This window comes from Brenneria roseae subsp. roseae, assembly GCF_003115845.1.
GTDB classification, from domain to species: Bacteria; Pseudomonadota; Gammaproteobacteria; order Enterobacterales; family Enterobacteriaceae; genus Brenneria; species Brenneria roseae.
This window is the reverse complement of record NZ_KZ819023.1, coordinates 1-23,478: the sequence shown is the minus strand read 5'-3', so window position 1 is coordinate 23,478 and position 23,478 is coordinate 1. Positions and strand designations below refer to the sequence as shown.

The window sequence follows — 23,478 nt, the reverse complement described above, 5'->3', positions numbered from 1 at the left end:
CATTTGTCGTTCTATCTGCAGATTCAACACATACCAAAGACATTTTGGTACTGCCCATCAGAATAAATCTCCGTTTCTGATGAGCAGTATGACCACGCGTTCTTTTAATCCAAAGCGTTACGTACTTGCCCTGGCGCCATCTAATTAGAATGTTTCCCAATTTTCAGTAGAGGAACTTTCTTTCGATTTTTTCGCCGGTGCAGAGGACGCTAACAGGACAGGTTTCTGCGTATTCGCTGTCGATGCCGCGGTGCCTCTATTATATGTACCAGAATCATCAGAGAGACGGAATACAGCCACTGCCTGATTCAGGATACGTACCTGCTCTTCCAGAGCTACTGCTGCTGATGCGGACTCTTCAACCAACGCCGAGTTCTGTTGGGTCACCCGATCCATTTCAGTTATAGCCTGGCCAACCTGATCAATTCCCTTACTTTGCTCATCGGAAGCTGACGCAATCTCTCCCATGATGTCGGTAACGCGGGTTACAGCACTAACGATTTCGCCCATCGTCTCCCCAGCGCTTTCAACCAGTACAGATCCTTCATCGACCCGGCTGACAGAATCTTCAATTAAACTTTTAATTTCTTTTGCAGCCTGAGCACTACGTTGTGCCAAATTACGAACTTCGCCAGCAACAACCGCAAAACCACGACCTTGCTCCCCTGCTCTCGCCGCTTCAACCGCAGCGTTCAGCGCCAGGATATTGGTCTGAAAAGCAATGCCATCAATCACACTAGTGATATCGGCAATTTTTTGTGAACTTCCAGCAATATTGTGCATGGTTTTCACAACATTATCGACAACCTTACCGCCCCGCTGTGCTGTTTCAGAGGCACTTAACGCTAACTGACTGGCCTGACGAGCATTTTCCGCATTCTGTTTCACCGTGGCGGTCAGCTGTTCCATACTGGCAGCGGTTTCTTCCAATGCTGCAGCCTGTTGCTCAGTACGGGAAGAAAGATCATTATTTCCGGCACTGATTTCCGTTGCTCCAGTATAGATAGCGTCCGACCCTTGCCGAACAGCGCTTACCGTAGTGATAAATTCAGTTTGCATATGCCGAATACTATCCGCCAGGATGCCCATTTCATTATTGCTGCGAAAATGGATCGTTTTAGTAAGGTCACCCTTAGCAATATGACGAATGTGATTCACAATATTATTTAGCGGGCTAATTAATATTTGTTGAATGCCAAACCAGGCAGCCAGGACCAGTGCAAAAACAATAACGATTATCGTTCCCAGAACCCACAGCGCCGAGTCATAGGCGGCATCATTTTTAGCGACTTCAGTCCTATACAGATTATCGCTATCCGCTTTATAAGCGTAATACGCCTTTTCAAAGTTATCCTGAAAACCCTGAGTAGGTTGATCGATAAATTTCTTTAGTTCTCCGGCACTTAAGAACGCTATCAATTCCGTTAACGCTGCATTCAAGGCGGCGTAATTTTCTTTTACCGCATTAGCCACATTGGCATCCTGCTGGCTGTGAAGTGGTATTCCTTCGTATTTGGCAAAATATTCATTTGCAACCGCAAGCTGCTTTGTCGCTGAAGACAAGAGCTCCATGCCAGAGACCCCGGTGCCTGCGCCACTTGAATCCAATGCGAAACGACTACCAGCCCGGTTAAGGGTATTACGTGTTTGTAACAAATATGACCACGTAGAATCCAATTCAGATTTCTTCTGGTTAATAATCTGAATTGAGCTAAAAACATCTTTGTCATTCTTTAACGCATTAAAAAATAAACCACCTGAAATAAGTTGGAGAGAACCAAATAACACCAATACAAGCATCAAACCTGTAACAACTTTTATACGATTAAACATATCGAGCCTTTTGTGCAGACTAACCACCGAAAATATCGGCATTAATTTTGAATATCTTTATGAATTGAAGAACAATGCAGATACTAGAGATAGGCGTTGAGCCACATCAGTGGCCCAACGAAACCTGCAAACAACAATCAGACTTTCATGACACTATCGACTAATGCCATTTCTTCACTGCTGAGCAGTTTCTCAATATCAACCAGAATCAACATTCTTTCACCCAGAGAGCCTAATCCTGTCAGGTACTCGGTTGACAAGGTAACCGCAAACTCAGGTGCCGGACGAATCTGGTCGGCAGTCAGTGAAAGAACGTCGGATACGCCATCCACAACGATACCAACAACACGCTGTCCAAGATTCAGTACGATGACAACCGTATTGTCATCGTAATCAACTTCCTGTTGAGCAAATTTAATGCGCAAATCAACGATGGGGACAATTACACCGCGCAGGTTCGTTACGCCTTTGATAAAAGTAGGTGTATTAGCAATACGAGTTACCTGGTCATAGCCACGGATTTCCTGTACTTTTAAAATATCGACACCGTATTCTTCGTCACCCAGTGTAAAAATTAAGAACTCCTGTCCTACAGTTTCACCGGCTAGTTTCGTGACGTTTGCAAGTCCAGTCATGTTTTTCACCCTTTAATCAATCAACGATCTGTTTTTGTTGTTAAGCAGCAGTTTCAACCACACGCTTTTCTCGATTAAGCGCCTGCAACGCTGAAACATCCACAATCAGCGCAACACTACCGTCACCCAAAATGGTAGCGGCTGAAACACCTGGCACCTTGCGATAATTACTTTCTAAATTTTTGACAACAACCTGATGCTGTCCAATCAATTGATCCACCAATAGGGCGTAACGGCGGCCAGCACTTTGTAAAATAACAACAATACCTTGAGTTGCATCGGTTTTAGCGCCGTCCACATCAAAAATGTGATACAACTCAACCAATGGTAAATACTCACCGCGCACCTGCAATACACGCTCGCCGCCAGCCAATGGATACAAGTCTTCTGCCTGAGGCTGTAATGATTCCATGACAGCATTGAGTGGCAGAATAAACACTTCGTTATTCACCTTGACAGACATACCGTCGAGGATAGCCAACGTCAGTGGTAACAGAATCCGAATGGTTGTTCCTTTACCAGCCTGGAAATGAATCTCAACGTGCCCCCCCATTTCCTGGATATTACGTTTCACCACATCCATACCAACGCCACGACCGGAAACATCCGTTACTTTTTCTGCCGTTGAGAAGCCTGGCGCAAAAATCAACATGCCAACTTCTTCGTCAGATATGTTATCACTCACTGCAAGTCCTTGAGAGAGCGCCTTGGCTAAAATCTTTTCGCGATTAAGGCCTGCACCGTCATCCACAACTTCGATACAGATATTCCCTCCTTGATGTTCAGCTGACAGTATCAAATTACCTACCGCTGATTTCCCTGCTGCAATTCGTTTTTCAGGTGATTCGATACCGTGATCCAGACTGTTACGAACAAGGTGAGTAAGGGGATCAATAATACGCTCGATAAGACTCTTATCCAGCTCAGTTGAACTTCCTGACAGCGTCAATTCCACCTGCTTGTCTAACTTGGCGGCAAGATCTCGAACCAGACGCGGGAACCGGCTGAACACATATTCCATTGGCATCATACGAATAGACATAACCGACTCTTGCAGGTCACGGGCATTACGTTCCAACTGTCCCATGCTATTCAGCAAGTCGCCATGCGCAACAGGATCAAGTTCACTTGAACGTTGCGCCAACATAGACTGGGTAATAACCAGTTCGCCAACCAGGTTGATTAACTGATCAACCTTTTCTACCGCTACGCGAATACTGGTATCACCCGCTTTAGTTCTATTCTTGGTAACCTCTGGATGAGCTTTAGGCGCAGCGGTGGGAACAGCGGTCAGCGCTGCTGCGGGCGCAACGACCTCCTCCGCCACGGGGACTTCAGGCTTAGGTGAGACGTCAGCAGCGAGGGCGGCAGGTTTATCTGCAGGAACGGGATGAAAATTGATCTGCTCTGGTTCAAGCACAAAGCACAGCACCGCGCTGATATCATCCTCGCTTTCAGAGGTTACCAAGGTAACTTCTATGCTGGTATCTGTCTGATGGGGATCTTTCACCGTTCCCAGATTACCGAGCTCTTCCAGCATCTGAGGAATTTCCTGAGGCTTCAGTCCGGTAAGTTCAATTCGCAACTCACCTTTTTCTGCGGTCGCCGCCGGTGTGCTGGACAACGCTGCGTCCTGCTCATGTGCTGTTGCAGACTGGCCTTGAGCCGCATTGCTTTCAGCCTGGGACTCTAATGCCAGTTGGCGCAGAGCCTGACAGATGTACTCAAAGCTCTCGGCATTGGGTTCCTGCGCGGTTTTATAAGCGTCCAACTGATCCTGCATAATGTCTTTTGTTTCCAGAAACAGGTTAATGATATCAGTGCTGAGGCGCATTTCACCGCGCCGGGCACCATCTAGTAGGTTTTCTAAAAGATGCGTGGTTTCCTGTAATACGGTAAAGCCAAACGTCCCTGCGCCCCCTTTTATTGAGTGAGCAGCCCGGAAGATAGCATTCATTTGTTCCGTATCTGGTGCCTGGGGGTCCAACAGCAATAGGTGCTGTTCCATATCCGCCAGTAATTCATCTGCTTCATCAAAGAATGTTTGATAGAAAGCGCTCATATCCATGCTCACGTGGTCACCTCTACTGTGAATCGCGGCTTATTGAGAAGGCGTCGCCTGACTGTCCGGCGCAGCAGGCAACGCGGTAGTCGGCTGTTGACGCTCTGGAGCAGGAACTCCGTTAACGGGTTGCGGAGAAGTTTCACCACTTCCATCCATATTATTACTACTATTGTCGGCAGGCTGAGTGGTAGGTTTAGGATTTTCCAACTCCATATTTTGTAAATTGTCAGCTTTGTCTACATTTATGGCATCGCTTTCAGCGTTTTCATGTTCAATATCCCGCTGCGCCTGCCTGTTCAGCACTAACAGACTGATACGGCGATTAATGGCATCATTACCGCCGCTCGCCTGCTTCAGACCCATCGTCGCAGCCATACCGACAACCCGAAGCACTTTACCTTCAGACAGACCGCCAGTAATTAACTCTCTGCGCGAAGCGTTAGCACGATCGGCTGATAATTCCCAGTTGCTGTAACCACGCTCACCGCTTGCATATTGAACATCATCGGTATGGCCTGAAATACTCAGCTTATTGGGAATATCATTCAAAATAGGTGCGATAGCACGCAAGATATCTCTCATGTAAGGTTCTACCTGCGCACTCCCGGTTTTAAACATCGGGCGATTCTGGCTATCAATAATCTGTATACGCAACCCTTCATCAACCATTTCAATCAACAGATGTGGGCGCAGAGCACGTAATCTCGGATCAGCTTCAATAAGCTGGTCTAATCTTTCCCGCAGCCTGTTCAAACGGATCTCGTCTAATCTTCCCTCTAGCGTATCCATCTTAATTGTCTTTCTAACTTCACCTTCCTGCTGGGTTGGATCATTTCCCCCGCCGGGAATCGGGCTTGAGCTTTCACTCACTTTAGACCCCGAAGTCAGCGCGACTTTTAATGGCGTACGAAAGTATTCGGCAATCTGCGCTAATTGCATCGGTGAAGAGATGGAAATCAGCCACATTACCAAAAACAAGGCCATCATGGCGGTCATAAAGTCAGCATAGGCGATCTTCCAGGAGCCGCCGTGGTGGGCTCCATGCCCGGACTTACGCTTTTTGCGAATAATCGGATGCTGATGTTTCATGCGTCACTGTCCGACGCCTGTTGAGCCGGTGATTTCACTCGGCGAATATGCTCTTCCAGTTCGATAAAGGAAGGACGTTCCGTGGAATATAAAGTTTTACGACCAAACTCGACCGCAATTTGCGGCGCATAACCGTTCAGGCTGGAAAGCAGCGTGACTTTCACACATTGCAAAACTTTTATTTTTTCTGCGTTTTTCTGACGCAACAACGTCGCCAGGGGTGAAACAAACCCGTATGCCAATAAGATCCCAAGGAATGTCCCAACCATTGCATGGGCAATCATCATCCCCAATTCCGCAGCTGGTCGATCGACATACGCCAGTGAGTGTACAACCCCCATAACCGCAGCAACGATACCGAAAGCGGGAAGCGCATCACCAACCATGGCGAGACTATTGGCCGGCACGTCACTTTCATGCTCCACGGTTTCAATCTCTTCATCCATCAGCGTTTCGATTTCGAATGCATTCATATTACCACTCACCATCAGGCGCAGGTAATCCGTAATGAATTCAATGATATTATTGTCGGCCAGAATGCGCGGATAGCCTGAGAAAATCTCACTCTCACGGGGATTATCGATATCAAACTCCAAAGAGAGCATCCCCTGTTGACGGGACTTGGCCATCAAACGAAAAAGCAACGCCATCAGATCCATGTACAGCGCTTTATTGTATTTGGAGCCCTTTATCAGAACCGGCAAGGCTCTCATCGTTGCTTTTATCGCTTTACCATTATTACCAACAATAAAGGCCCCCAAGGCTGCTCCCGCGATAATCAACACTTCCGCAGGTTGATAAAGCGCACCCAAGGCCCCACCGACCATGAGATAACCGCCAAGTATCGAGCCCACTGTCACAAGATAACCCAATATAACCAGCACAAGAATTCCTTATAATAAAAAAGGTGGGCGGAAGGTGAGTAAAAGCGCAGTGTACGTAGCCAGGAATTACTTGAGGAAAAATCTATCACTGCCCTTAATAACAAACAGTGATAGATTCACAAATCGCTACCAGGCTCAGACTGCGTGTTTTACCTGTTCATCCAGCAGTTGAGGTATTATATCGGCAAGATTTTGCGAAAGTTTACGCCTTTTTACTGCTCTGGAGGGGGGTTGGCACAAGCTACAAACAAAACTGTTTTTAGGCTGATGCGCATGGGTGATAAACATACCGCTGCAGCAACTACACGCGGAAAGCTGCAACATGCCACTGTCGACAAATCGGACCAATGTCCATGCGCGAGTCAACGCCAACAACGGGGAGTCACTTTGTGGTGAACATTGTTCCAAATAAAGACGATAAGATTTGATTACCGCTTCAACTCCGTTACATTGCCCACTTTTCATTAAGAAGCTGTATGCATTATAGAACATTGATGAATGAATATTCTGTTCCCAGGTCATAAACCAATCCGTTGAAAATGGCAACATTCCCTTTGGCGGCGGACTACCTCTAAGTTCTTTATACAGTTTAATCAAACGTCCGCGGCTTAACTGTGTTTCACTTTCCAACATCTGCAAGCGAGCACCGAGCGAAATAAGCTCCATCGCTAACTGAATGTCTTTCGCTTCCTGAATAATACTTTTCTCCGCCATTACTATGCCCTTTTCTTAGGCAAGTTTTCTTCTTTCGAAGTTAACTGTTGTAATAAGTGACTCGACAGCAAAATTCCCGTATGAATCTGTTGTAAATCGTCCACACGCGACTCTTGAGTCAAGAGCTTGATTGTATTGTGATCATTAAAACGGAAATGACATATCAGTTGATTAGTTTCTGCTAATTTAACCATCTGCGGCAAAGTCAGCTGCATCAGCATATCGGCCATGGCTTCATCAATGCCCAACCGAAACATCGCTGACGCTTTTTCATCATTAATTAAACGTTGTGCCAGTAACAAATAAGACAGATTAATGTCATAAATGTGTTTGAGTAATTCAGAGGTACCCATATTTCCCATCCCGACAGGCTATGTTTAAAACATAAGTTAGGTGATAGACCATATCGCCCAGTTCAAAAATCACTCTCCATTGATGGCATAAAAAACTATCAGTGCCAGATACCAGGTTACTATATTTACATTTCTTATTAGGACAGTAATGCTGCTTGCTGCTGCCAACTTTATCCATTTCTTCCGAATCCATTCATCCTTTACCCAACGGGATCCGACAGAGAAATCGTTCCCAACCAGAGCATAGGATTAATCCTAAAACAGAGCAACTGTACCGCCTAATCCGTAGCACATACAACGCGAGCGGATCATGATTTTAGTGATTATGTGATGTAGATCACATTTTTGGAAGCTTTGCGTGTAATTTTCTATCTGGTAAGAGCTCTTTAATGTGCATTTTTGGTTCAGGAAGTTGCATAAAACGTTACAAAAACCGTTGAAAATAATATGTTATAAAAACAATTTGATTGCTATCTAAATGATAGGTAAATATATTTTCAATCCATCCTGGATATCCACATGATATACAGGCATATATTCTTTACTTAAAATTTATGTGACTAACCAAAACAGTTCTTATCTCACACTCTGAAGCAGTATCCAGCGATTTTTTAACAATCAGGGACAACATGGAGATACATTCATGAACGACTTTGAGTACTACAATCCGACACGAATCCTTTTCGGACGCCAGAAAGTGTCGAGCATCACCCAATACATCCCAATCCATGCAAAAGTTCTGATTACCTATGGCGGTGGCAGCGCGGAAAAATACGGTACGCTGAATGAAGTTCGAGCCGCGCTTGGAGAACGCGACTACATTGAGTTTGGCGGGATTGAACCCAATCCCCATGTTGACACGCTGATGAAAGCCGTAGCGCTCGTTAAAGAAAACAACATTGACTTCCTGCTTGCCGTCGGTGGCGGTTCTGTTGTAGATGGAACAAAATTTATCGCCGCCGCCGTTTACCAGGACGATATTTGGGATATCTGGGTCAAAAAACGGCCCTTGAGCAAAGCGTTGCCTTTAGGGTGTGTTATGACGCTGCCGGCAACGGGCTCGGAGATGAATGCCACCGCGGTTGTTTCTAACACGACTCTTGGGGTAAAAACAGGTTATAACCATCCATTATTGTTCCCCAGATTCGCTGTTCTCGATCCTCAAAAATCGTACACACTGCCTGAACGGCAAGTCGCCAATGGCATTGTTGATGCATTTGTTCATGTGATTGAACAATACCTGACCTACCCCGTTTATGGGAAAGTGCAAGACAGGTTTGCTGAAGGGCTTTTATTGACGCTGATAGAAGAAGGACCAAAAGCCTTGAGTGAACCAGAGAATTATGATGTTCGAGCAACAATAACCTGGAGTGCAACTCTGGCTTTAAATGGATTAATTGGCGCTGGTGTTCCTCAGGACTGGGCCACACATCGTATTGGACATCAATTAACCGCATTATATGGTCTGGATCACGCACAGACATTGGCAGTCTTGCTACCCGCATTACTTCATGTCCAGCGGACGAAAAAACAGCAAAAATTACTACAGTATGCAGAGCGGGTCTGGCAATTAACCGATGGCGATACTGAACAGCGAATTCAGCAGGCAATCAATAAAACGCGGGAGTTTTTTGAATCCATGGGGTTAAGAACGCGTATGCGGGATTATGATCTACCTGAAAATGCAGTTGAAGAAATCATAACCAGTCTGGACACCTTCAACATTCTTCCTCAGGGCGAGCATAAAGACATTGATGAATCGGTTGCCAGAGAGATTTTGAGATTAAGTTATTAGTATAACGTTACACGTAACAGTCTCTGAATAAAACTCAGAGACTGTTATTATGACGTTTGTTCACCCTAAATGTCGCAAAAGAAAAAACAGAGGCGACAATAACAACAAAAACCCGCCAACGGGGTGAAATTAACCCTTCGGATAACATAATTTATATTTAAAACCATTACGTTAGCAAGCCCTATTAACTATCTGAATGATTCATAAAAATTCAACTTGTTATTTTCATATCCCCCAGAAATATCCGCTATCTGCGAGATGAAATAATTCATCACCAATTTTAATCGCAAGATGAACATTCCCAACGCAGACAATATGATGCTGCAATTAAAAAACTTTTTATTGGTAATAACAATAAGCCGTTTTCCTGGAATCATTCCCCGTGGAGAAAATAAAAACACAAACAAAATGCCAGCGAAATTTCATTTTTTATCATCAAACAGTCATCTGTTTGTATAATTTAACAGCAATTTTATTTTGTTTTTTTTGAAACACCCAAAGCGTGATCGGGATCTCGCTGAATCGCATTAAGGTTTACCAGGATGTGCCGATTATATTTTACATTGCTGTTTTGGGCATACTCGCCCTCCGTGCAAATTTTGATCCCATAACGCCAATATCCTCTGTCGGCGGTATGGTAAATCGTTATTACTTCTCCTGAAAATGAGCGAATGGATATGAAAATAACTTCAAGGTCTGAGCAGCAGGGTAAAACAGGCTTGTTGAGTAACTTACGGCTGGTTCCTTTATTCGTCATTATTCTAGGCGGGATTATGCTGCTGTTTGCCTTATCCATAGGGACATCCAGCTATTTTTTACAGCGCAGCAATCAGTCACTGTCCGATGTGACACAAGAGATTGATATCAGAATGGGGATATCAAACAGTTCCAACCATCTCCAAACAGCTCGCTTATTATTGATTCAGGCTGCTGCTGCCGCACGTATTGGTGATTCTGACGTTTTTAATGATAACCTGAAGCAGGCGTTGCAACGTGTAGAGCAATCCAAACAGGCTTTTCTCGTTTATGAACAACGCCCGGTCAAAAGCGCCCAGGACTCAGCGCTAGATGCAGACTTACGTAAAGCTTACGATGAATATGTCAATCACGGCATCATGCCAATGCTGACCTCCGCAAAAGAAGGCCTGTTTGAAGAAGTTATTACGCTGGAATCGGAAGAAACCCGCGTACTGGACCTGGCCTACAACAAGCCTTTGCTCGAGGCGGTAGCTTATCGGACACAGCGCGCAAAAGACCTGAATGATACGGCTCACGCCAACGCCATATTAGGGTACACATTGACGGGCGTCAGTTTTGCTATTGCGCTTGTTTTGACCTTCCTGACTTTCATGCTCCTCAGACGAGCACTCATTAAACCGATAAATAATTTAGTCAGCCGGATTCAACGGATCGCCCAAGGTGACCTCACTCAGGTTCCCGATAACTATGGCAGAAATGAAATTGGCACATTGGGCCATAATGTTCAGCAAATGCAGTCTTCGCTGGTCACCACCGTAACAACCGTCAGGGAAAGCGCTGACTCCATCTATCAAGGCTCGACGGAAATTACCTCTGGCAATACCGACTTGTCTTCACGTACAGAACAACAAGCCGCGGCGCTGGAACAAACAGCGGCGAGCATGGAGCAACTGACAGCAACCGTGAAACAAAACTCGGAGAACGCTCACCACGCCAGCCAGCTTGCCGCGAATGCATCAGGCAAAGCGAAACAAGGTGGCGAAATTGTTGCCAATGTCGTCAACACCATGAGTAACATTTCAGGTAGCTCCAAAAAGATATCTGAAATCACCAGCGTGATTAACAGCATTGCGTTTCAGACCAACATTCTGGCTTTGAACGCTGCCGTAGAAGCAGCCAGAGCGGGTGAACAAGGAAGAGGTTTCGCCGTCGTTGCCGGTGAAGTGCGCAATCTGGCACAACGCAGCGCCCAGGCAGCGAAAGAGATAGAAACGCTTATCTCCGAGTCCGTCAATTTGGTCAATAGCGGCTCAGTATTAGTTGATAATGCAGGTCAGACCATGCGGGAAATTGTGAATGCCGTTACCAATGTCACCGACATCATGGGTGAAATTGCCTCAGCGTCCGATGAGCAAAGTCGGGGTATCTCTCAGGTTGGTCAAGCGATCGCTGAAATGGACAGCGTGACACAACAGAATGCGGCGTTAGTACAAGAGGCCAGCGCCGCCGCCGCGTCATTGGAAGAACAAGCGGCCGTGTTGACCCGGGCAGTAGCAACATTCAAGTTATCCAACCACCAGTCGCAGCTGTATGCTTCGGCGCCAAAGGAGCAGGCAGCGTTAACCTCCAGATCAAATGCCTCCCTGGCACTACCGGGCCAGAGCGCCAGACAACATAGCGATAACTGGGAAACGTTTTAATCCGGCAAGATAACTTCCTCACCGCTACAGGTATTGGCCACGCATTGGTGAAGCCAATACCTGTGAGCGGTTATTTTTCAGCAGGATTGATAGGTTCGACAAATGTCCCGTCTTTACTCTCAACTTCATTAAAAAACCAAATACCCGCAGGATAATCCTTAAGCGATACTAAATACATTGTCCCTTCCTGAAACACTTCAATCTCCAGAACCACGCCTTCTCGCCTGGCGTCACCGTCTGTTTTTACCGTCACTAAATCATTGACTTTCATTGGTTTTTCTCAAAAAAAATTCACAAAAGAACAAAACCCACCATCATCCATGAAAATCGTCATCGTTTCTTACGAAGAAAACAGTTAGCCTTGCTAACCTTAACGATAAGATATTGGCAAACTCCCCCAACTAAAAGTGCCCAATTACGTTAAACTAATCGTTTTTTACTTTAATACAAGTGCGTAACGCGTACCGTACCCGCAGAAGAGATTGAACGTTGAACGAGCTCCTGGATTCCAATAAACGAATGGCGAACAATGAAGTAATCTACAATCAGGTGATAACGTCAGAGTGGAAAGAGCTGTTGGCGATAACATCGCCCGAGGCTTTTAATCTGCTACAAAGACTGGCCGACGAAAAGTCTGCCGACCTCGCGGAAGAGTTCTATTCTTACATGCTGCAAGACAAAGAAGCGGCTTTCTTTCTCTCACGCCAACAAGTTCATGATCGACTCTATGGTTCGATGTGTAAATGGGTCGCCAGTATCCTGTCTAACACGGGAGAAGATCTGCCTGCGCTTATTGAACATCAGAAAAAAATTGGACAAATCCATGCACGGATTGGCATTCCTGTCGAGCTGGTGGAGCGAGGAGCCCGACGTTTAAAATGGACGCTTTACGAAGACATATTACCAGAAACGGGCAATGATCCATTATGCTTTGAAGCCATGCGTTTTGCTTCAATATCGATAGATATTGCCATCGAAATTATGAGCAGAACCTATTCTCAGTCACACGATCGAGCAGCTAAAAACGAAGAGTCCTACAGACTGTTCTCTATCCTGGAGAACGCGGGAATGGAGAGAGAACGTCAAAATGCGGCATTGTTAAATTGGGAGAATGCATTCATTTTCAGCGTAGCCACCGGAGCTCCGTTGGCCAGTATTCCTGAACTCAGCGGATCGGAGTTTGGTTTATGGTTCAATCATAAAGGAAAATCCAGCTTCAATAATGCTCAGGGGATCAAAGTCATCAGTGACTTAATTGTTGAAACAGACAACTATATTAATCATTACAGCAAAGTAAGTCCGTTATCGCCAAGCAACTATTCACCTTTACTTAAATCGGTGAGAAGTAAAATTTATAAAATCAATATGTTGCTAGGATCGTTATTTGATGATGTCCAGAAGCTGGAAAGTGGCAAAGACACGTTGACCCTGTTACTGAATCGCCGTTTTCTACCGACAATTCTGCGACATGAAACCGCTCTGGCTATGCACTCCAATTCGGCTCTTACCGTGACAATGATCGATATTGATCATTTTAAGTCAATCAACGACACCTATGGTCATGCGACAGGCGATATCGTATTGAAAAGCATCGCAGAAATTCTGTACGAAAATACCAGAAACAGTGATTATATTTTCCGCTATGGTGGTGAAGAGTTCATGGTAGTGTTAATCGAAACGCCAAAATTCGCGGCTTACGCTCTGATCGAGAGGCTCAGAGAAAAAATTCAGGATCACCAAATCCATCTTCAAAATGGTAAAACCATAACAACCACGATCAGCGCAGGTATCGCGGTCTATAGTGGACATCCTGATTATGAGTGCCTGATCAAGTCTGCCGATGACGCGCTATATAAAGCCAAAGCCAATGGTCGAAACCGCGTTGAATATGCATCAGAAGATGACTTGCGGAAAAACTGAAACTCCAGTCAGGCGGCCGCTCGTGCGGCCCTGCTCAGAATTGTTCAAATTCACACCAGAAACACCTGCCGTTATTAATTTTACTAACCTACAAGCCAAAACTCTGATAAACATTCAACTGATAAGCATGATCATCAACAACACAGCATGCTTAAAATCCTTTATAGTCTATTTCGGTATTTTAACTCAAAGGAGGGATAACATTGCAGCGGCAACCCGTATCATCATCAAGGATTCGTTCGATTGGCTATGATCCCAAGAAACGCATTCTTGAAATAGAATTTCATAATAAAGAGATCTATCAATATATTAACGTTTCTGAGCGCACTTATGGGAAATTTATTTCTGAAGCAGTAGTATCGAAAGGGCGTTTCTTCGATGGGGTAATAAAAAACAAATTCTTATGTCGAAAAATCAGCTAACTATTAATCGACAATGATACCCATTCATCAACAAACGATTGCCCTGTAATCGCTCATATCACTGCCGGGTAGCTGGCAGAAATACTCTTTCGGATTTGGATTTCAGCGTACCCCGGCAAGAAATCCAGATTCTCCATTTGCGCGACGGCGACACATCTAAATTTTATCGTTCTCAAATATCAGGACCTGCAAACGCAGTAGCTCGGGTAGAGAACCAATCTATGCATAAATTGAAGTCAAAGGCTGGATCGTTTTGTCAATTTCTCTGGCCTTCGCTGCCAGTCTGCCCCGGTCAGGTATCGGTTTCCCTTCCAGATCAAACATGCCGGCTATTTCCATCAGTGAAAATCCCGCCTGTTTCCCCAGCTCAATAAGGGCCAGTGTCTGTAATACGCTGCCTATCGCCCTGCGTTTTTCTCCGTAGAACACCTGTCTTCGGTATTTCGGCGCAAATACTATGTGATATTTACAGTTCCATCGGGTGTGCGCTAAGCTCTTTTCGTCCCCCATTGGGACCCCCTTTCAATTTTTGTTTAACTTTTGCAGTTGCCAGACCGCAAGGTGTTTTAACAAATCAAAAGGGGTTTTTATAACCGGCTTATAGCTGAAAGCTTTACGGAACCCCCAGCCTAGCTGGGGGTTTTCTATACACAAAAAAATAGACGTCGGTTGACGTCTATTGATTTCAGGATGGTGCCCGGGGCGGGACTTGAACCCGCACAGCGCGTACGCCGAGGGATTTTAAATCCCTTGTGTCTACCGATTCCACCACCCGGGCTTAGATATTGGAGGCGCGTCCCGGAGTCGAACCGAGGTAGGCGGATTTGCAATCCGCTGCATGGCCACTCTGCCAACGCGCCTTACCTTTAAACCTGTTCAGCTATCGCTGATATATTGGAGCGGGAAACGAGACTCGAACTCGCGACCCCGACCTTGGCAAGGTCGTGCTCTACCAACTGAGCTATTCCCGCCTTACACAGAACACGCTGATTTTTTTGCTAACTTTCAAAAAATCAGCGCCGCTGTTGATGCGGTGCATTCTACTGACATGACGCAACGAGTCAATAAAATTATCAATGAAACCCGTTCGTTTGCTGGTTTTTAAGGCGCTTCGATCAAGGTTCAAGCAAATCATGTCGGGCAGCGTTCAAATATTGAAACATTGACCAAAAAGTCAGTACCGCAGCGATATATAAAGCAATCACACCAACCCCTTCGATCAGGCGTTCTGGTCGCCATAACAAGGCAACCAATGCCATCATTTGTGCCGTGGTTTTTACTTTTCCGATCCATGAAACCGCTACGCTACTGCGTTTGCCTATCTCAGCCATCCATTCACGCAATGCAGAGATAATGATCTCTCGTGCAATCATTGTTGCCGCAGGTAGTGTAATCCACCAGGAATGGTAATGCTCAGCGACCAGAACCAGTGCAACCGCCACCATCACTTTGTCCGCGACCGGATCGAGAAATGCGCCAAATCGCGTAGTTTGTTTCCAGCGTCGCGCCAGAAATCCATCAAACCAATCGGTAACGGCGGCAAACACAAAAATCAGTGCGCACACGAGCGGTGCCCAGACGAATGGAAGATAAAACGCCAGCACAAAAAATGGGATTAGAGCAACACGAAACAGGGTAAGCAACGTCGGTATATTAAATTGCATAGCGCTTAGGTAACTATTTGGCTGGAGTGGATATTACGAGTATGTTGCTACATTGTCCCTAGTGTTTCAATGCATGGAAGATCTTTTCTGCCAATGCATGTGAAATACCCGGCACATTTGCAATTTCCTCAACGCTGGCGTTCATCAAAGGCTGCAGCCCTCCCATGTATTTCAGCAGAGTCTGCCGACGTTTGGGCCCAACACCTTCAATGAGCTCTAATGTACTGGTGTTCTTAACTTTTGCTCTTTTCTTGCGATGCCCACCAATCGCATGATCGTGAGAATCATCGCGAATATGCTGAATGACGTGCAAAGCCGGCGAATCTGGAGGCAACACTACGCCCTCCCCTGTCGCCTCAAAAAACAGTGTTTCAAGGCCCGCTTTACGATCGCTGCCTTTTGCCACACCGAGTAACAGGGGTTTATTCTTATCCCATGCCACCTGTAGTGAGTCAAATACCGCCTGCGCCTGCCCCAGTTGTCCCTTACCACCGTCAATAACAATCACATCAGGAATCTTGCTGTCATCCAATGCCTTGCCATATCGACGTTTGAGTACCTGAGCCATCGCGGCATAATCATCACCGGGCGTAATACCACTAATATTATAGCGCCGATACTCCGATCGCAGCGGACCATTTTCGTCAAACACGACACAGGATGCCACAGTCTGTTCACCCATAGTATGACTGATATCAAAACACTCCATGCGTTTAATTTCAGGCAATTGTAAAACATTGGCTAACGCGGTCAGTCGCTGGTGAATAGTCGATTGCTGCGATAATTTCGTCACCAGAGCCGTCGCAGCATTGGTACGGGCAAGTTTCAGATACCGCGCACGATCGCCACGTGGTTTGCTTTGGATTTGCACTTTTCGACCAGCGACTTCAGTTAACGATTCGGTTAGCAGATCTTTATCCGGCAATGTGAAATCAAGCAGAATTTCCGAAGGTAAGGTTCGGGCCACACTCCCCTGCAGGTAAAACTGTCCAACAAATGTTTGTACGACTTCACCCAATTCAGTCCCGCCGGGTACTCTTGGAAAATAGCTACGACTACCCAGCACTTTCCCCTGACGAATAAACAGTACGTGCACACACGCGATCCCGGCGTCAAAGGCCACGCCGATAACGTCGAGATCTTCACCATCACCCGAGACAAACTGTTTTTCCGTCACGCGTCGAACGGCCTGAATTTGATCGCGGATACGCGCCGCTTCTTCAAACTTCAATTCGCGACTGGCCGTTTCCATTTTTGATATCAGTTGGTTAAGGACTTGCTGATCTTTCCCAGACAAAAACAGACGGACATAATCAACCTGTTGCTGATAGTCCTCCTCGCTGACCAATCCCGCCACACACGGACCAAGACACCGACCAATTTGATACTGTAGGCAAGGACGAGAGCGATTACGGTATACGCTGTTTTCACATTGGCGAACGGGAAACAGCTTTTGCAGCAGCAGCAACGTTTCACGCACGGCATTTCCATTTGGAAATGGCCCGAAGTACTCACCTTTGGCGTGTTTGGCTCCACGGTGCACGGCCAACCTGGGATGCCGGTCGGCACTGAGAAAAATCATGGGGTATGACTTATCATCACGCAGTAATACGTTGTAGCGCGGCTGATAAAGCTTGATATAGTTATGTTCCAGCAGCAAGGCTTCCGTTTCAGTATGCGTGATCGTCACATCGATCTGCCTGATACTTCTTACCAATGCTTCCGTTTTGCGACTGGCAACATTGCTGCGAAAATAGCTGGAAAGTCGTTTCTTTAAATCTTTCGCCTTACCGACATAGATCACCGTATTTGCGGCATCATACATACGGTAGACCCCAGGCTGGCTGGTTACCGTCTTTAGAAATGCCGAAGCATCGAAGCTGTCACTCACTACTTAACAATGTCTCCGCATTAAAAAGCCCGTGGCGAATTGCCAGGTGCGTCAACTCGACATCACCATTGATATTCAGCTTGCTGAACATCCGATAACGATAGCTGTTCACCGTTTTAGGGCTCAGATTTAACTGGTCTGAAATCTCAGTGACTTTCTGCCCTTTGGTGATCATCAGCATAATCTGCAACTCACGCTCAGACAGGCACTCCAAAGGTGTCTCCGTCTGCGGCTCCAACTGACTTAGTGCCATTTGCTGGGCGATATCCGAAGCAATATAACGTTTACCGGCATGCACGGCACGAATGGCACAGATAACTTCCTGCGGGGCTGCGGCCTTGCTCACGTATCCTGCGGCCCCTGCTTGCATTACTTTAGCAGGTAAAGGATTCTCTGTATAAATAGTTAGCATAATTACTTTTATATCAGGAGAAAATCGCAAAATTTTACGTGTCGCCTCAAGACCACCGATTCCCGGCATACTCATGTCCATTAAGACAACATCAACAGTGTTGCTACGGCACCACTTAACGGCATCTTCACCGCATGACGCTTCACCAACAACCTTAAGACCTTTGATATCGTCAAGAATGCGCCGTATCCCTGCCCGCACCAGTTCATGGTCATCAACAAGAAAAACGCTAATCAAAGAATAATTCTCCAAAAAAGAGAGTAACACTTACATAAAGAGTTGCTTGCAGGTGATACTACGTTGGTTTCGAAAAATAATGAATACTGTTTATATGAATATGTATTTTTAAATATGCCATGAAGTAATAAATAATCAATACCACGGCATAATGATAACAATATACTGTTATGCTCAGCGTGTATATTGATCACATTCTTAACATTCAGATTATAACTTTAAGCCCTCTGGACCTAAGCCGTTCATGACACTGGACATTAACAAAAAACCAATGCCAATCAATGGCATGTAATTGGCATTCAATTCCGCATGTCAATAAAAAGACACTATTGTAATCATCTTTCACATCAATATCTTATACTAAAAATGCGTGTATAACATGAATATCACAACTTAAAAAAACATGCAGATTGAAAGTTTTATGTATTTTTACAAAAACATTTGAATATCAATTTATCCTATAAAAGCCAGCAATTAGATACGACAAAAATTAAGTTAAACACATAAACAACGGCCATTACATAGTGATTACTGATTAATAATCGCTGCCACGAATATGCATTATGCTATACTCGCCGCCATCTGATTACGCTGGTAGCAAAGTCATTAGACATGTAACTGGCTGACTAAGAACATTTTATGCTGTTTATTGTTAAGGAGAAACCATGGGCAATGTAGACTTTTCCACTGCGGCTTCGGTAGAAGCGTTATCACACGAAGTCACCTGTCTGAAAGCAACAGTAACACTATTGCTGAAGGCTATCGGTCAGGCAGATGCCGGAAAAGTGATTATCAACATGGAAAGGTATATTGCTCAGTTAGAAGACCCTGAGCAGGCTGCCGTGTTCGGTAACACGATCAAACAAATCAAACACGCTTATCGTCAATAGGCCACGGTTCAAATCCGCTGACACCAGATTTGATGTCAGCGGCATCTTCTCTGTATGACGCATGATGTGGCGATTTCTACGCACATCATCTTCCATCTTCAAAAAAATGACGGTGCGCTGCGTTACATCTGTTTTTCTAAACTTCTCAGTTTGAGTAAGAGTTCTTCTTCCGTCTTTTTGTATTGCGTCAACTCAGTTACCCGCACCTTGTCCATAAACTGCTTTTTGGCGATAGCCTTTCTTTCATCCACCAAACGTCTCAGTTCGATAAAACATTCGTTGATTCTGTACTCCTTGGCTTTCTCGGAGCAGATGATTTCATGAATTGCCTGACTCAGTTCAGACAGTGAGATGACGGATTTTGGATCCTGATGACTCTTTTCCACAACAGCCAACAATTTTGCAAATCCCATATAACCTCCAAACTCACAGCAGCAATTCGCTTAAAATCAGTCAAGTAATATCAGCAACCGCGATGCCTTGGTGAAGATCAACCTTCGGCGAATACCGATTATCAGCCCACATTGAGTATAGCACTTCACTATCAATGTAAAGTGTTGCAAGAAAACCGAGTATCAAATATCTCCGTCACCTCTCAAGTTACAGGTACATTAACCGTCCTAAACGACTCGGCTTCCCTCTGGGCTTCACCTTTTCCGGATCGGGGCAGGCAGGCGTTCAAAGCGGTTCCAGACGAATTTTTCACTCAGGATTTTGGGGTAAACTTCGGAGGGATTCATTCAGTTGCCGCATTTCGAATGTCTATTAAGTATAGAATATGACTTTATTTAATAGTCTTATTCCCCGATTAAATGATACAGGATGGATAAAGGAAACTCGACCGTCAGACATTCAATCTAATAATATTACTTAATTCAAATAAAAATCAGAAAATGCTAATTAATATTTATGATTTGATATTTATTTAATAATGGCTTTTAAAGAAAAGATAAAGCATTAGATATTGAACTTTAACAATTTAAATAAAGAAAAAGTAACAATAATATCGAAGAACTTTGAAGAAATGGAACAAAAACGCAGCAATACACTAAGTTGTTGGTGGGTCGTCGGGGGCTCGAACCCCGGACCAATTGATTAAGAGTCAACTGCTCTACCGACTGAGCTAACGACCCAACGGCGTGGATTATTCTCCTCTTGGCGGCAACTGTCAAATAGTTCACAATGATTTTTTCTTATTTTCTCATCATCACGAATTACATTGTGAGCGATGCCCAACTTTGCTAACCTACGCGCCGAATACATCCGCTCCCTTCATATTCAATACGCCGTTTATTCAGGGCAAAAAACATACAGAATTATACCATGCAATTATTCACTCTATTTGTGTTGGTCACTCACTATAATGAGTGAGACATTTACGCTATCTTATCCACGGCAACATGAGTCAACGAGAGCCACTCAAGAGCTCACAACAACATCACAGATAAAAACAGGAAATAGTATTAAATGGTAGACCAATCAAAAGAGGTTACAAACCTCGCTGCCACGACCGAAGATGAAGGACTAAGGCGTAACCTGACTAACCGACACATCCAGTTAATTGCCATCGGCGGAGCCATTGGCACCGGATTATTCATGGGGTCGGGAAAAACCATCAGTCTTGCTGGTCCCTCAATCATCTTCGTTTATATGATCATTGGCTTTATGCTGTTTTTTGTCATGCGGGCCATGGGTGAACTGCTGCTGTCCGATCTGAACTATAAATCATTCAGTGATTTTGCTGCGGATTTGCTTGGCCCCTGGGCCGGTTTTTTTACCGGCTGGACATACTGGTTCTGCTGGGTTGTCACCGGCATTGCAGATGTCGTTGCAATCAGCGCCTATGCCCAATTCTGGTTCCCGGATCTCTCACAGTGGATATCCTCACTGCTTTGTGTGCTGCTGCTGCTCACATTAAACCTGGCAACCGTGAAATTATTTGGTGAGATGGAGTTTTGGTTTGCCATGATAAAAATCGTGGCTATCGTTGCGTTGATTATTATCGGCGTAGTGTTGGTTATGATGAACTTCCCTTCACCATCGGGCTCTGTCGCATCGTTTAGCAATCTGTGGAATGATGGAGGGATGTTTCCTAAAGGCCTTAGCGGATTTTTCGCTGGTTTTCAGATAGCCGTCTTTGCCTTCGTCGGTATCGAGCTGGTGGGCACCACCGCCGCAGAAACAAAAAATCCACGCGTGGTATTACCCAGGGCGATTAATGCGATTCCAATCCGTATCATCATGTTTTATGTGTTTGCATTGGTGATGATCATGTCGGTCACGCCCTGGAGTGCTATCGCCCCCGATCGTAGCCCATTCGTTGAAATGTTTGTCCTGGTTGGCTTACCTGCCGCCGCCAGCGTGATCAATTTTGTGGTACTAACCTCCGCGGCTTCCTCGGCCAACAGTGGCGTATTTTCCACCAGCCGGATGCTTTTTGGATTAGCAAAACAAGGGGATGCACCGAAACGCTTTGGTATGTTGTCTAAACGCGCCGTGCCTTCTGCCGGCTTGATGTTCTCATGCATCTGCCTGCTGTCCGGGGTCGTATTGATTTACCTGATCCCGAATGTGATGACCGTCTTTACATTGGTAACAACAGTCTCAGCCATTTTATTTATGTTCATCTGGAGCATCATCCTCAGTGCTTATCTGGCATACCGCAAAAAACGCCCACATTTGCACACCAGTTCACAGTATAAAATGCCATGGGGTATTTTCATGTGCTGGGTTTGTCTGGCGTTTTTTGCTTTCGTCATCGTATTGCTTACCTTGCAACCCGACACTCTGCAAGCGCTACTTGTCACACCGCTCTGGTTTATTATTCTGGCAATAACCTATCAGGTCATTCGCAAGAAAAAACAAGCATTATAAGATAAGTGGAAATAGGTATCATTCCGAAGAGGCGCTGACGAATAATCAGCGTCTTTATTTTTGAAATGCGCTTTTCATCGAAAATGCTTTCTCAATCGATGAGAACATTACTAATAAATATTATACAAACAATATGGCTACGAACCACACAATCATCCTGGTAATATAAGAAAATCAATCTCGCAAAGACAATGTAGTAATTGAATTAATATTACGAATCAATAATTCGTCAGCTAAACATCCATACTCCGCAGCACGTTGCGTTTCTTTTGCCAACTCGCTTTCTATTTTCCTTGCCAGTTCATTCAGCTTTTCATCATCTAGCGTTGAAATAATTGCAGATACCAATATTTCCAATGACTTAACTTTGGCACTAAGTTCTTTTTCTCCAATCTCTTTTTCTGCCAATTTGATTAAAAGATGAGAAAGAATATTATTCATTTGAACTCCTCGGTCAAAGAAACCATCGTCATACACACCACAATGCCCCAACGTAAGGTTGGCATATAGAGGGTAGAGAAAACATAACGATGATTAATGTAACACCGGAACTAGTCGCACCGCCAGTACATATCACAACTTTGAGGTTGTCATACTCATACTGGGCGGATAAAAATTAAATCGGAGATAAATGAATATACTGATTAAGCGTCTCAAAAAACATTTTATATAGCCAGCCATTGCCTAAATGACTGGCTATCTAAAGTCTATACGTTCACAGACTGCCTCACCCCATTGACTGCATTTTTCGCCTGCTCGCATTGAGACAAAATGGTTTGTGCATGCGAATAAAGAATTTTCCCCGCTTCTGTGGGTGTAACTCCACGTCGGCTACGTACCAGCAACTGCTTTTCAAGCTCACTCTCCAGCGTAGCGACCTGCTGGCTCAGCGCTGGTTGCGCAATGTGCAACAACTCAGCAGCCTGTGTCAGGCTACCGATATCAACGATCTTCACAAAGTATTTGAGCCGTCTAAGATTCATTTCTGCCTCCTGAGTAGTTACTCCAAAGAGGTAGCAAAAAACGCGCCATATTCTGTGCTTATTGCAATGAAAATACAGTACACACTTGATAAGCCACAGGTAAAATAAGGAAAACAAATGGTTCGCGGATCAAATCAGACTGTCGAGCGATGAATGACCCAGCTTTTCCCTCCCCCACTTATGCACCATGCTAAGGCAATCATTGCTATTTCAAGGTGCAAACAAACCATCCTGAACGGCCAATGTTCCGCTTCGGCACTGATAACTTGCGCTGCAATTTCAATATGTTGATTATTACTTCAGCAATCAGTCGCCACAACGCATAACTCTCTTTGACAAGGTGAGGTGCTCCCGCTATCATTCCCCGCAGTTAACCGATTCCTCTGTAGTTCAGTCGGTAGAACGGCGGACTGTTAAT

General features: G+C 45.0%; 20 protein-coding genes, 4 tRNA genes and 2 pseudogenes. 6 read left to right on the top strand and 20 right to left on the bottom strand.

What is annotated here, in order from left to right:
- Positions 1–144 precede the first annotated feature (144 nt).
- The 7 genes from DDT52_RS02360 to flhD all read right to left on the bottom strand — a co-directional run bounded on the left by DDT52_RS02360 (position 145) and on the right by flhD (position 7,573).
- Complete coding sequence (locus DDT52_RS02360; RefSeq protein WP_136154945.1) at positions 145–1,833, bottom strand: methyl-accepting chemotaxis protein; 1,689 nt, start codon at positions 1,831–1,833, stop codon at positions 145–147.
- A 137-nt stretch (positions 1,834–1,970) separates the two neighbouring features.
- Positions 1,971–2,468 carry a chemotaxis protein CheW gene (gene cheW, locus DDT52_RS02355; protein WP_109053297.1) on the bottom strand — a complete coding sequence of 166 codons (498 nt, stop codon included), beginning with the start codon at positions 2,466–2,468 and terminating at the stop codon, positions 1,971–1,973.
- 40 nt (positions 2,469–2,508) lie between these two features.
- On the bottom strand, positions 2,509–4,530 hold the full coding sequence (gene cheA / locus DDT52_RS02350) for a chemotaxis protein CheA (RefSeq protein ID WP_210732669.1): 2,022 nt from the start codon (positions 4,528–4,530) through the stop codon (positions 2,509–2,511).
- A 39-nt stretch (positions 4,531–4,569) separates the two neighbouring features.
- On the bottom strand, positions 4,570–5,622 hold the full coding sequence (gene motB, locus DDT52_RS02345; RefSeq protein ID WP_136154944.1) for a flagellar motor protein MotB: 1,053 nt from the start codon (positions 5,620–5,622) through the stop codon (positions 4,570–4,572).
- Positions 5,619–6,506 carry a flagellar motor stator protein MotA gene (gene motA, locus DDT52_RS02340; RefSeq protein WP_136154943.1) on the bottom strand — a complete coding sequence of 296 codons (888 nt, stop codon included), beginning with the start codon at positions 6,504–6,506 and terminating at the stop codon, positions 5,619–5,621. The genes motB and motA overlap by 4 nt, the downstream gene beginning before the upstream one ends.
- Positions 6,507–6,641: 135 nt before the next feature.
- Positions 6,642–7,220, bottom strand: a complete 579-nt coding sequence (flhC, locus tag DDT52_RS02335) for a flagellar transcriptional regulator FlhC (protein ID WP_109053301.1) — start codon at positions 7,218–7,220, stop codon at positions 6,642–6,644.
- A 2-nt stretch (positions 7,221–7,222) separates the two neighbouring features.
- Positions 7,223–7,573 carry a flagellar transcriptional regulator FlhD gene (flhD, locus tag DDT52_RS02330; protein ID WP_109053302.1) on the bottom strand — a complete coding sequence of 117 codons (351 nt, stop codon included), beginning with the start codon at positions 7,571–7,573 and terminating at the stop codon, positions 7,223–7,225.
- A 643-nt stretch (positions 7,574–8,216) separates the two neighbouring features.
- Between flhD and DDT52_RS02325 the strand changes: the two genes are divergently transcribed.
- Together DDT52_RS02325 and DDT52_RS02320 are read left to right on the top strand one after the other, a co-directional pair.
- Positions 8,217–9,368: an iron-containing alcohol dehydrogenase gene (locus DDT52_RS02325; protein ID WP_136154942.1), complete on the top strand. Its 1,152-nt coding sequence runs from the start codon at positions 8,217–8,219 to the stop codon at positions 9,366–9,368.
- A gap of 671 nt (positions 9,369–10,039) precedes the next feature.
- Entirely contained in the window at positions 10,040–11,767 is a 1,728-nt protein-coding gene (locus tag DDT52_RS02320; RefSeq protein WP_136154941.1) for a methyl-accepting chemotaxis protein, read from the top strand.
- Positions 11,768–11,837: 70 nt separating this feature from the next.
- Here the strand turns inward: DDT52_RS02320 and dsrB are convergent, their stop codons facing one another.
- Positions 11,838–12,038 (bottom strand): protein DsrB, encoded by a 201-nt coding sequence (gene dsrB / locus DDT52_RS02315; protein ID WP_136154940.1) that lies wholly within the window; start codon positions 12,036–12,038, stop codon positions 11,838–11,840.
- A 248-nt stretch (positions 12,039–12,286) separates the two neighbouring features.
- On the opposite strand from dsrB, the gene DDT52_RS02310 reads away from it, so the two are divergent.
- Both DDT52_RS02310 and DDT52_RS02305 read left to right on the top strand, forming a co-directional pair.
- Positions 12,287–13,687, top strand: coding sequence for a diguanylate cyclase (locus tag DDT52_RS02310; protein WP_247595463.1), 1,401 nt, complete (start codon positions 12,287–12,289; stop codon positions 13,685–13,687).
- Positions 13,688–13,890: 203 nt separating this feature from the next.
- On the top strand, positions 13,891–14,109 hold the full coding sequence (locus DDT52_RS02305) for a KTSC domain-containing protein (protein WP_109053307.1): 219 nt from the start codon (positions 13,891–13,893) through the stop codon (positions 14,107–14,109).
- Between the two features lie 219 nt (positions 14,110–14,328).
- Here DDT52_RS02305 and DDT52_RS21105 read toward each other — a convergent pair whose 3' ends face one another.
- From DDT52_RS21105 to uvrY, 8 genes and pseudogenes are all read right to left on the bottom strand, one after another.
- Positions 14,329–14,490 carry a MerR family DNA-binding protein gene (locus tag DDT52_RS21105; protein ID WP_281728898.1) on the bottom strand — a complete coding sequence of 54 codons (162 nt, stop codon included), beginning with the start codon at positions 14,488–14,490 and terminating at the stop codon, positions 14,329–14,331.
- Positions 14,488–14,619, bottom strand: a pseudogene (locus DDT52_RS21100) (transposase); the annotation flags it as partial. The pseudogene DDT52_RS21100 and the gene DDT52_RS21105, both read right to left, overlap by 3 nt.
- A gap of 181 nt (positions 14,620–14,800) precedes the next feature.
- A tRNA-Leu gene (locus DDT52_RS02295) sits at positions 14,801–14,887 on the bottom strand.
- A gap of 8 nt (positions 14,888–14,895) precedes the next feature.
- Positions 14,896–14,969 (bottom strand) — tRNA-Cys (locus DDT52_RS02290).
- Positions 14,970–15,004: 35 nt separating this feature from the next.
- Positions 15,005–15,080 (bottom strand) — tRNA-Gly (locus tag DDT52_RS02285).
- Positions 15,081–15,224: 144 nt separating this feature from the next.
- Positions 15,225–15,773, bottom strand: coding sequence for a CDP-diacylglycerol--glycerol-3-phosphate 3-phosphatidyltransferase (gene pgsA, locus DDT52_RS02280; protein ID WP_136154937.1), 549 nt, complete (start codon positions 15,771–15,773; stop codon positions 15,225–15,227).
- A gap of 58 nt (positions 15,774–15,831) precedes the next feature.
- On the bottom strand, positions 15,832–17,664 hold the full coding sequence (gene uvrC / locus DDT52_RS02275) for an excinuclease ABC subunit UvrC (protein ID WP_136154936.1): 1,833 nt from the start codon (positions 17,662–17,664) through the stop codon (positions 15,832–15,834).
- Positions 17,657–18,313 carry a UvrY/SirA/GacA family response regulator transcription factor gene (gene uvrY, locus DDT52_RS02270; protein WP_109053441.1) on the bottom strand — a complete coding sequence of 219 codons (657 nt, stop codon included), beginning with the start codon at positions 18,311–18,313 and terminating at the stop codon, positions 17,657–17,659. Before uvrY ends, uvrC begins: the two co-directional genes overlap by 8 nt.
- A gap of 665 nt (positions 18,314–18,978) precedes the next feature.
- On the opposite strand from uvrY, the gene DDT52_RS02265 reads away from it, so the two are divergent.
- Entirely contained in the window at positions 18,979–19,203 is a 225-nt protein-coding gene (locus DDT52_RS02265) for a DUF2594 family protein (RefSeq protein WP_109053343.1), read from the top strand.
- 122 nt (positions 19,204–19,325) lie between these two features.
- On the opposite strand, the gene DDT52_RS02260 is transcribed toward DDT52_RS02265, so the two are convergent.
- Together DDT52_RS02260 and DDT52_RS02255 are read right to left on the bottom strand one after the other, a co-directional pair.
- Positions 19,326–19,616 carry a hypothetical protein gene (locus DDT52_RS02260; RefSeq protein ID WP_136154935.1) on the bottom strand — a complete coding sequence of 97 codons (291 nt, stop codon included), beginning with the start codon at positions 19,614–19,616 and terminating at the stop codon, positions 19,326–19,328.
- Positions 19,617–20,260: 644 nt separating this feature from the next.
- A tRNA-Lys gene (locus DDT52_RS02255) sits at positions 20,261–20,336 on the bottom strand.
- 334 nt (positions 20,337–20,670) lie between these two features.
- Here DDT52_RS02255 and cycA point away from each other — a divergent pair.
- Positions 20,671–22,077 (top strand): D-serine/D-alanine/glycine transporter, encoded by a 1,407-nt coding sequence (gene cycA, locus DDT52_RS02250; protein ID WP_136154934.1) that lies wholly within the window; start codon positions 20,671–20,673, stop codon positions 22,075–22,077.
- A gap of 174 nt (positions 22,078–22,251) precedes the next feature.
- Here the strand turns inward: cycA and DDT52_RS02245 are convergent, their stop codons facing one another.
- Positions 22,252–22,518: a sigma-S stabilization anti-adapter protein IraP gene (locus DDT52_RS02245; protein ID WP_136154933.1), complete on the bottom strand. Its 267-nt coding sequence runs from the start codon at positions 22,516–22,518 to the stop codon at positions 22,252–22,254.
- A gap of 275 nt (positions 22,519–22,793) precedes the next feature.
- Positions 22,794–23,060: pseudogene (locus DDT52_RS02240) on the bottom strand (LysR family transcriptional regulator); the annotation flags it as partial.
- Positions 23,061–23,478: the final 418 nt, after the last annotated feature.

Excerpts from the sequence above, each read along its gene's own strand:
- DDT52_RS02360 (WP_136154945.1), bottom strand. The coding sequence starts at position 1,833 with ATGTTTAATCGTATAAAAGTTGTTACAGGTTTGATGCTTGTATTGGTG.
- cheW (WP_109053297.1), bottom strand. The coding sequence starts at position 2,468 with ATGACTGGACTTGCAAACGTCACGAAACTAGCCGGTGAAACTGTAGGA.
- cheA (WP_210732669.1), bottom strand. The coding sequence starts at position 4,530 with ATGAGCGCTTTCTATCAAACATTCTTTGATGAAGCAGATGAATTACTG.
- motB (WP_136154944.1), bottom strand. The coding sequence starts at position 5,622 with ATGAAACATCAGCATCCGATTATTCGCAAAAAGCGTAAGTCCGGGCAT.
- flhC (WP_109053301.1), bottom strand. The coding sequence starts at position 7,220 with ATGGCGGAGAAAAGTATTATTCAGGAAGCGAAAGACATTCAGTTAGCG.
- flhD (WP_109053302.1), bottom strand. The coding sequence starts at position 7,573 with ATGGGTACCTCTGAATTACTCAAACACATTTATGACATTAATCTGTCT.
- DDT52_RS02325 (WP_136154942.1), top strand. The coding sequence starts at position 8,217 with ATGAACGACTTTGAGTACTACAATCCGACACGAATCCTTTTCGGACGC.
- DDT52_RS02320 (WP_136154941.1), top strand. The coding sequence starts at position 10,040 with ATGGATATGAAAATAACTTCAAGGTCTGAGCAGCAGGGTAAAACAGGC.
- dsrB (WP_136154940.1), bottom strand. The coding sequence starts at position 12,038 with ATGAAAGTCAATGATTTAGTGACGGTAAAAACAGACGGTGACGCCAGG.
- DDT52_RS02310 (WP_247595463.1), top strand. The coding sequence starts at position 12,287 with ATGGCGAACAATGAAGTAATCTACAATCAGGTGATAACGTCAGAGTGG.
- pgsA (WP_136154937.1), bottom strand. The coding sequence starts at position 15,773 with ATGCAATTTAATATACCGACGTTGCTTACCCTGTTTCGTGTTGCTCTA.
- DDT52_RS02265 (WP_109053343.1), top strand. The coding sequence starts at position 18,979 with ATGGGCAATGTAGACTTTTCCACTGCGGCTTCGGTAGAAGCGTTATCA.
- DDT52_RS02260 (WP_136154935.1), bottom strand. The coding sequence starts at position 19,616 with ATGGGATTTGCAAAATTGTTGGCTGTTGTGGAAAAGAGTCATCAGGAT.
- cycA (WP_136154934.1), top strand. The coding sequence starts at position 20,671 with ATGGTAGACCAATCAAAAGAGGTTACAAACCTCGCTGCCACGACCGAA.
- DDT52_RS02245 (WP_136154933.1), bottom strand. The coding sequence starts at position 22,518 with ATGAATAATATTCTTTCTCATCTTTTAATCAAATTGGCAGAAAAAGAG.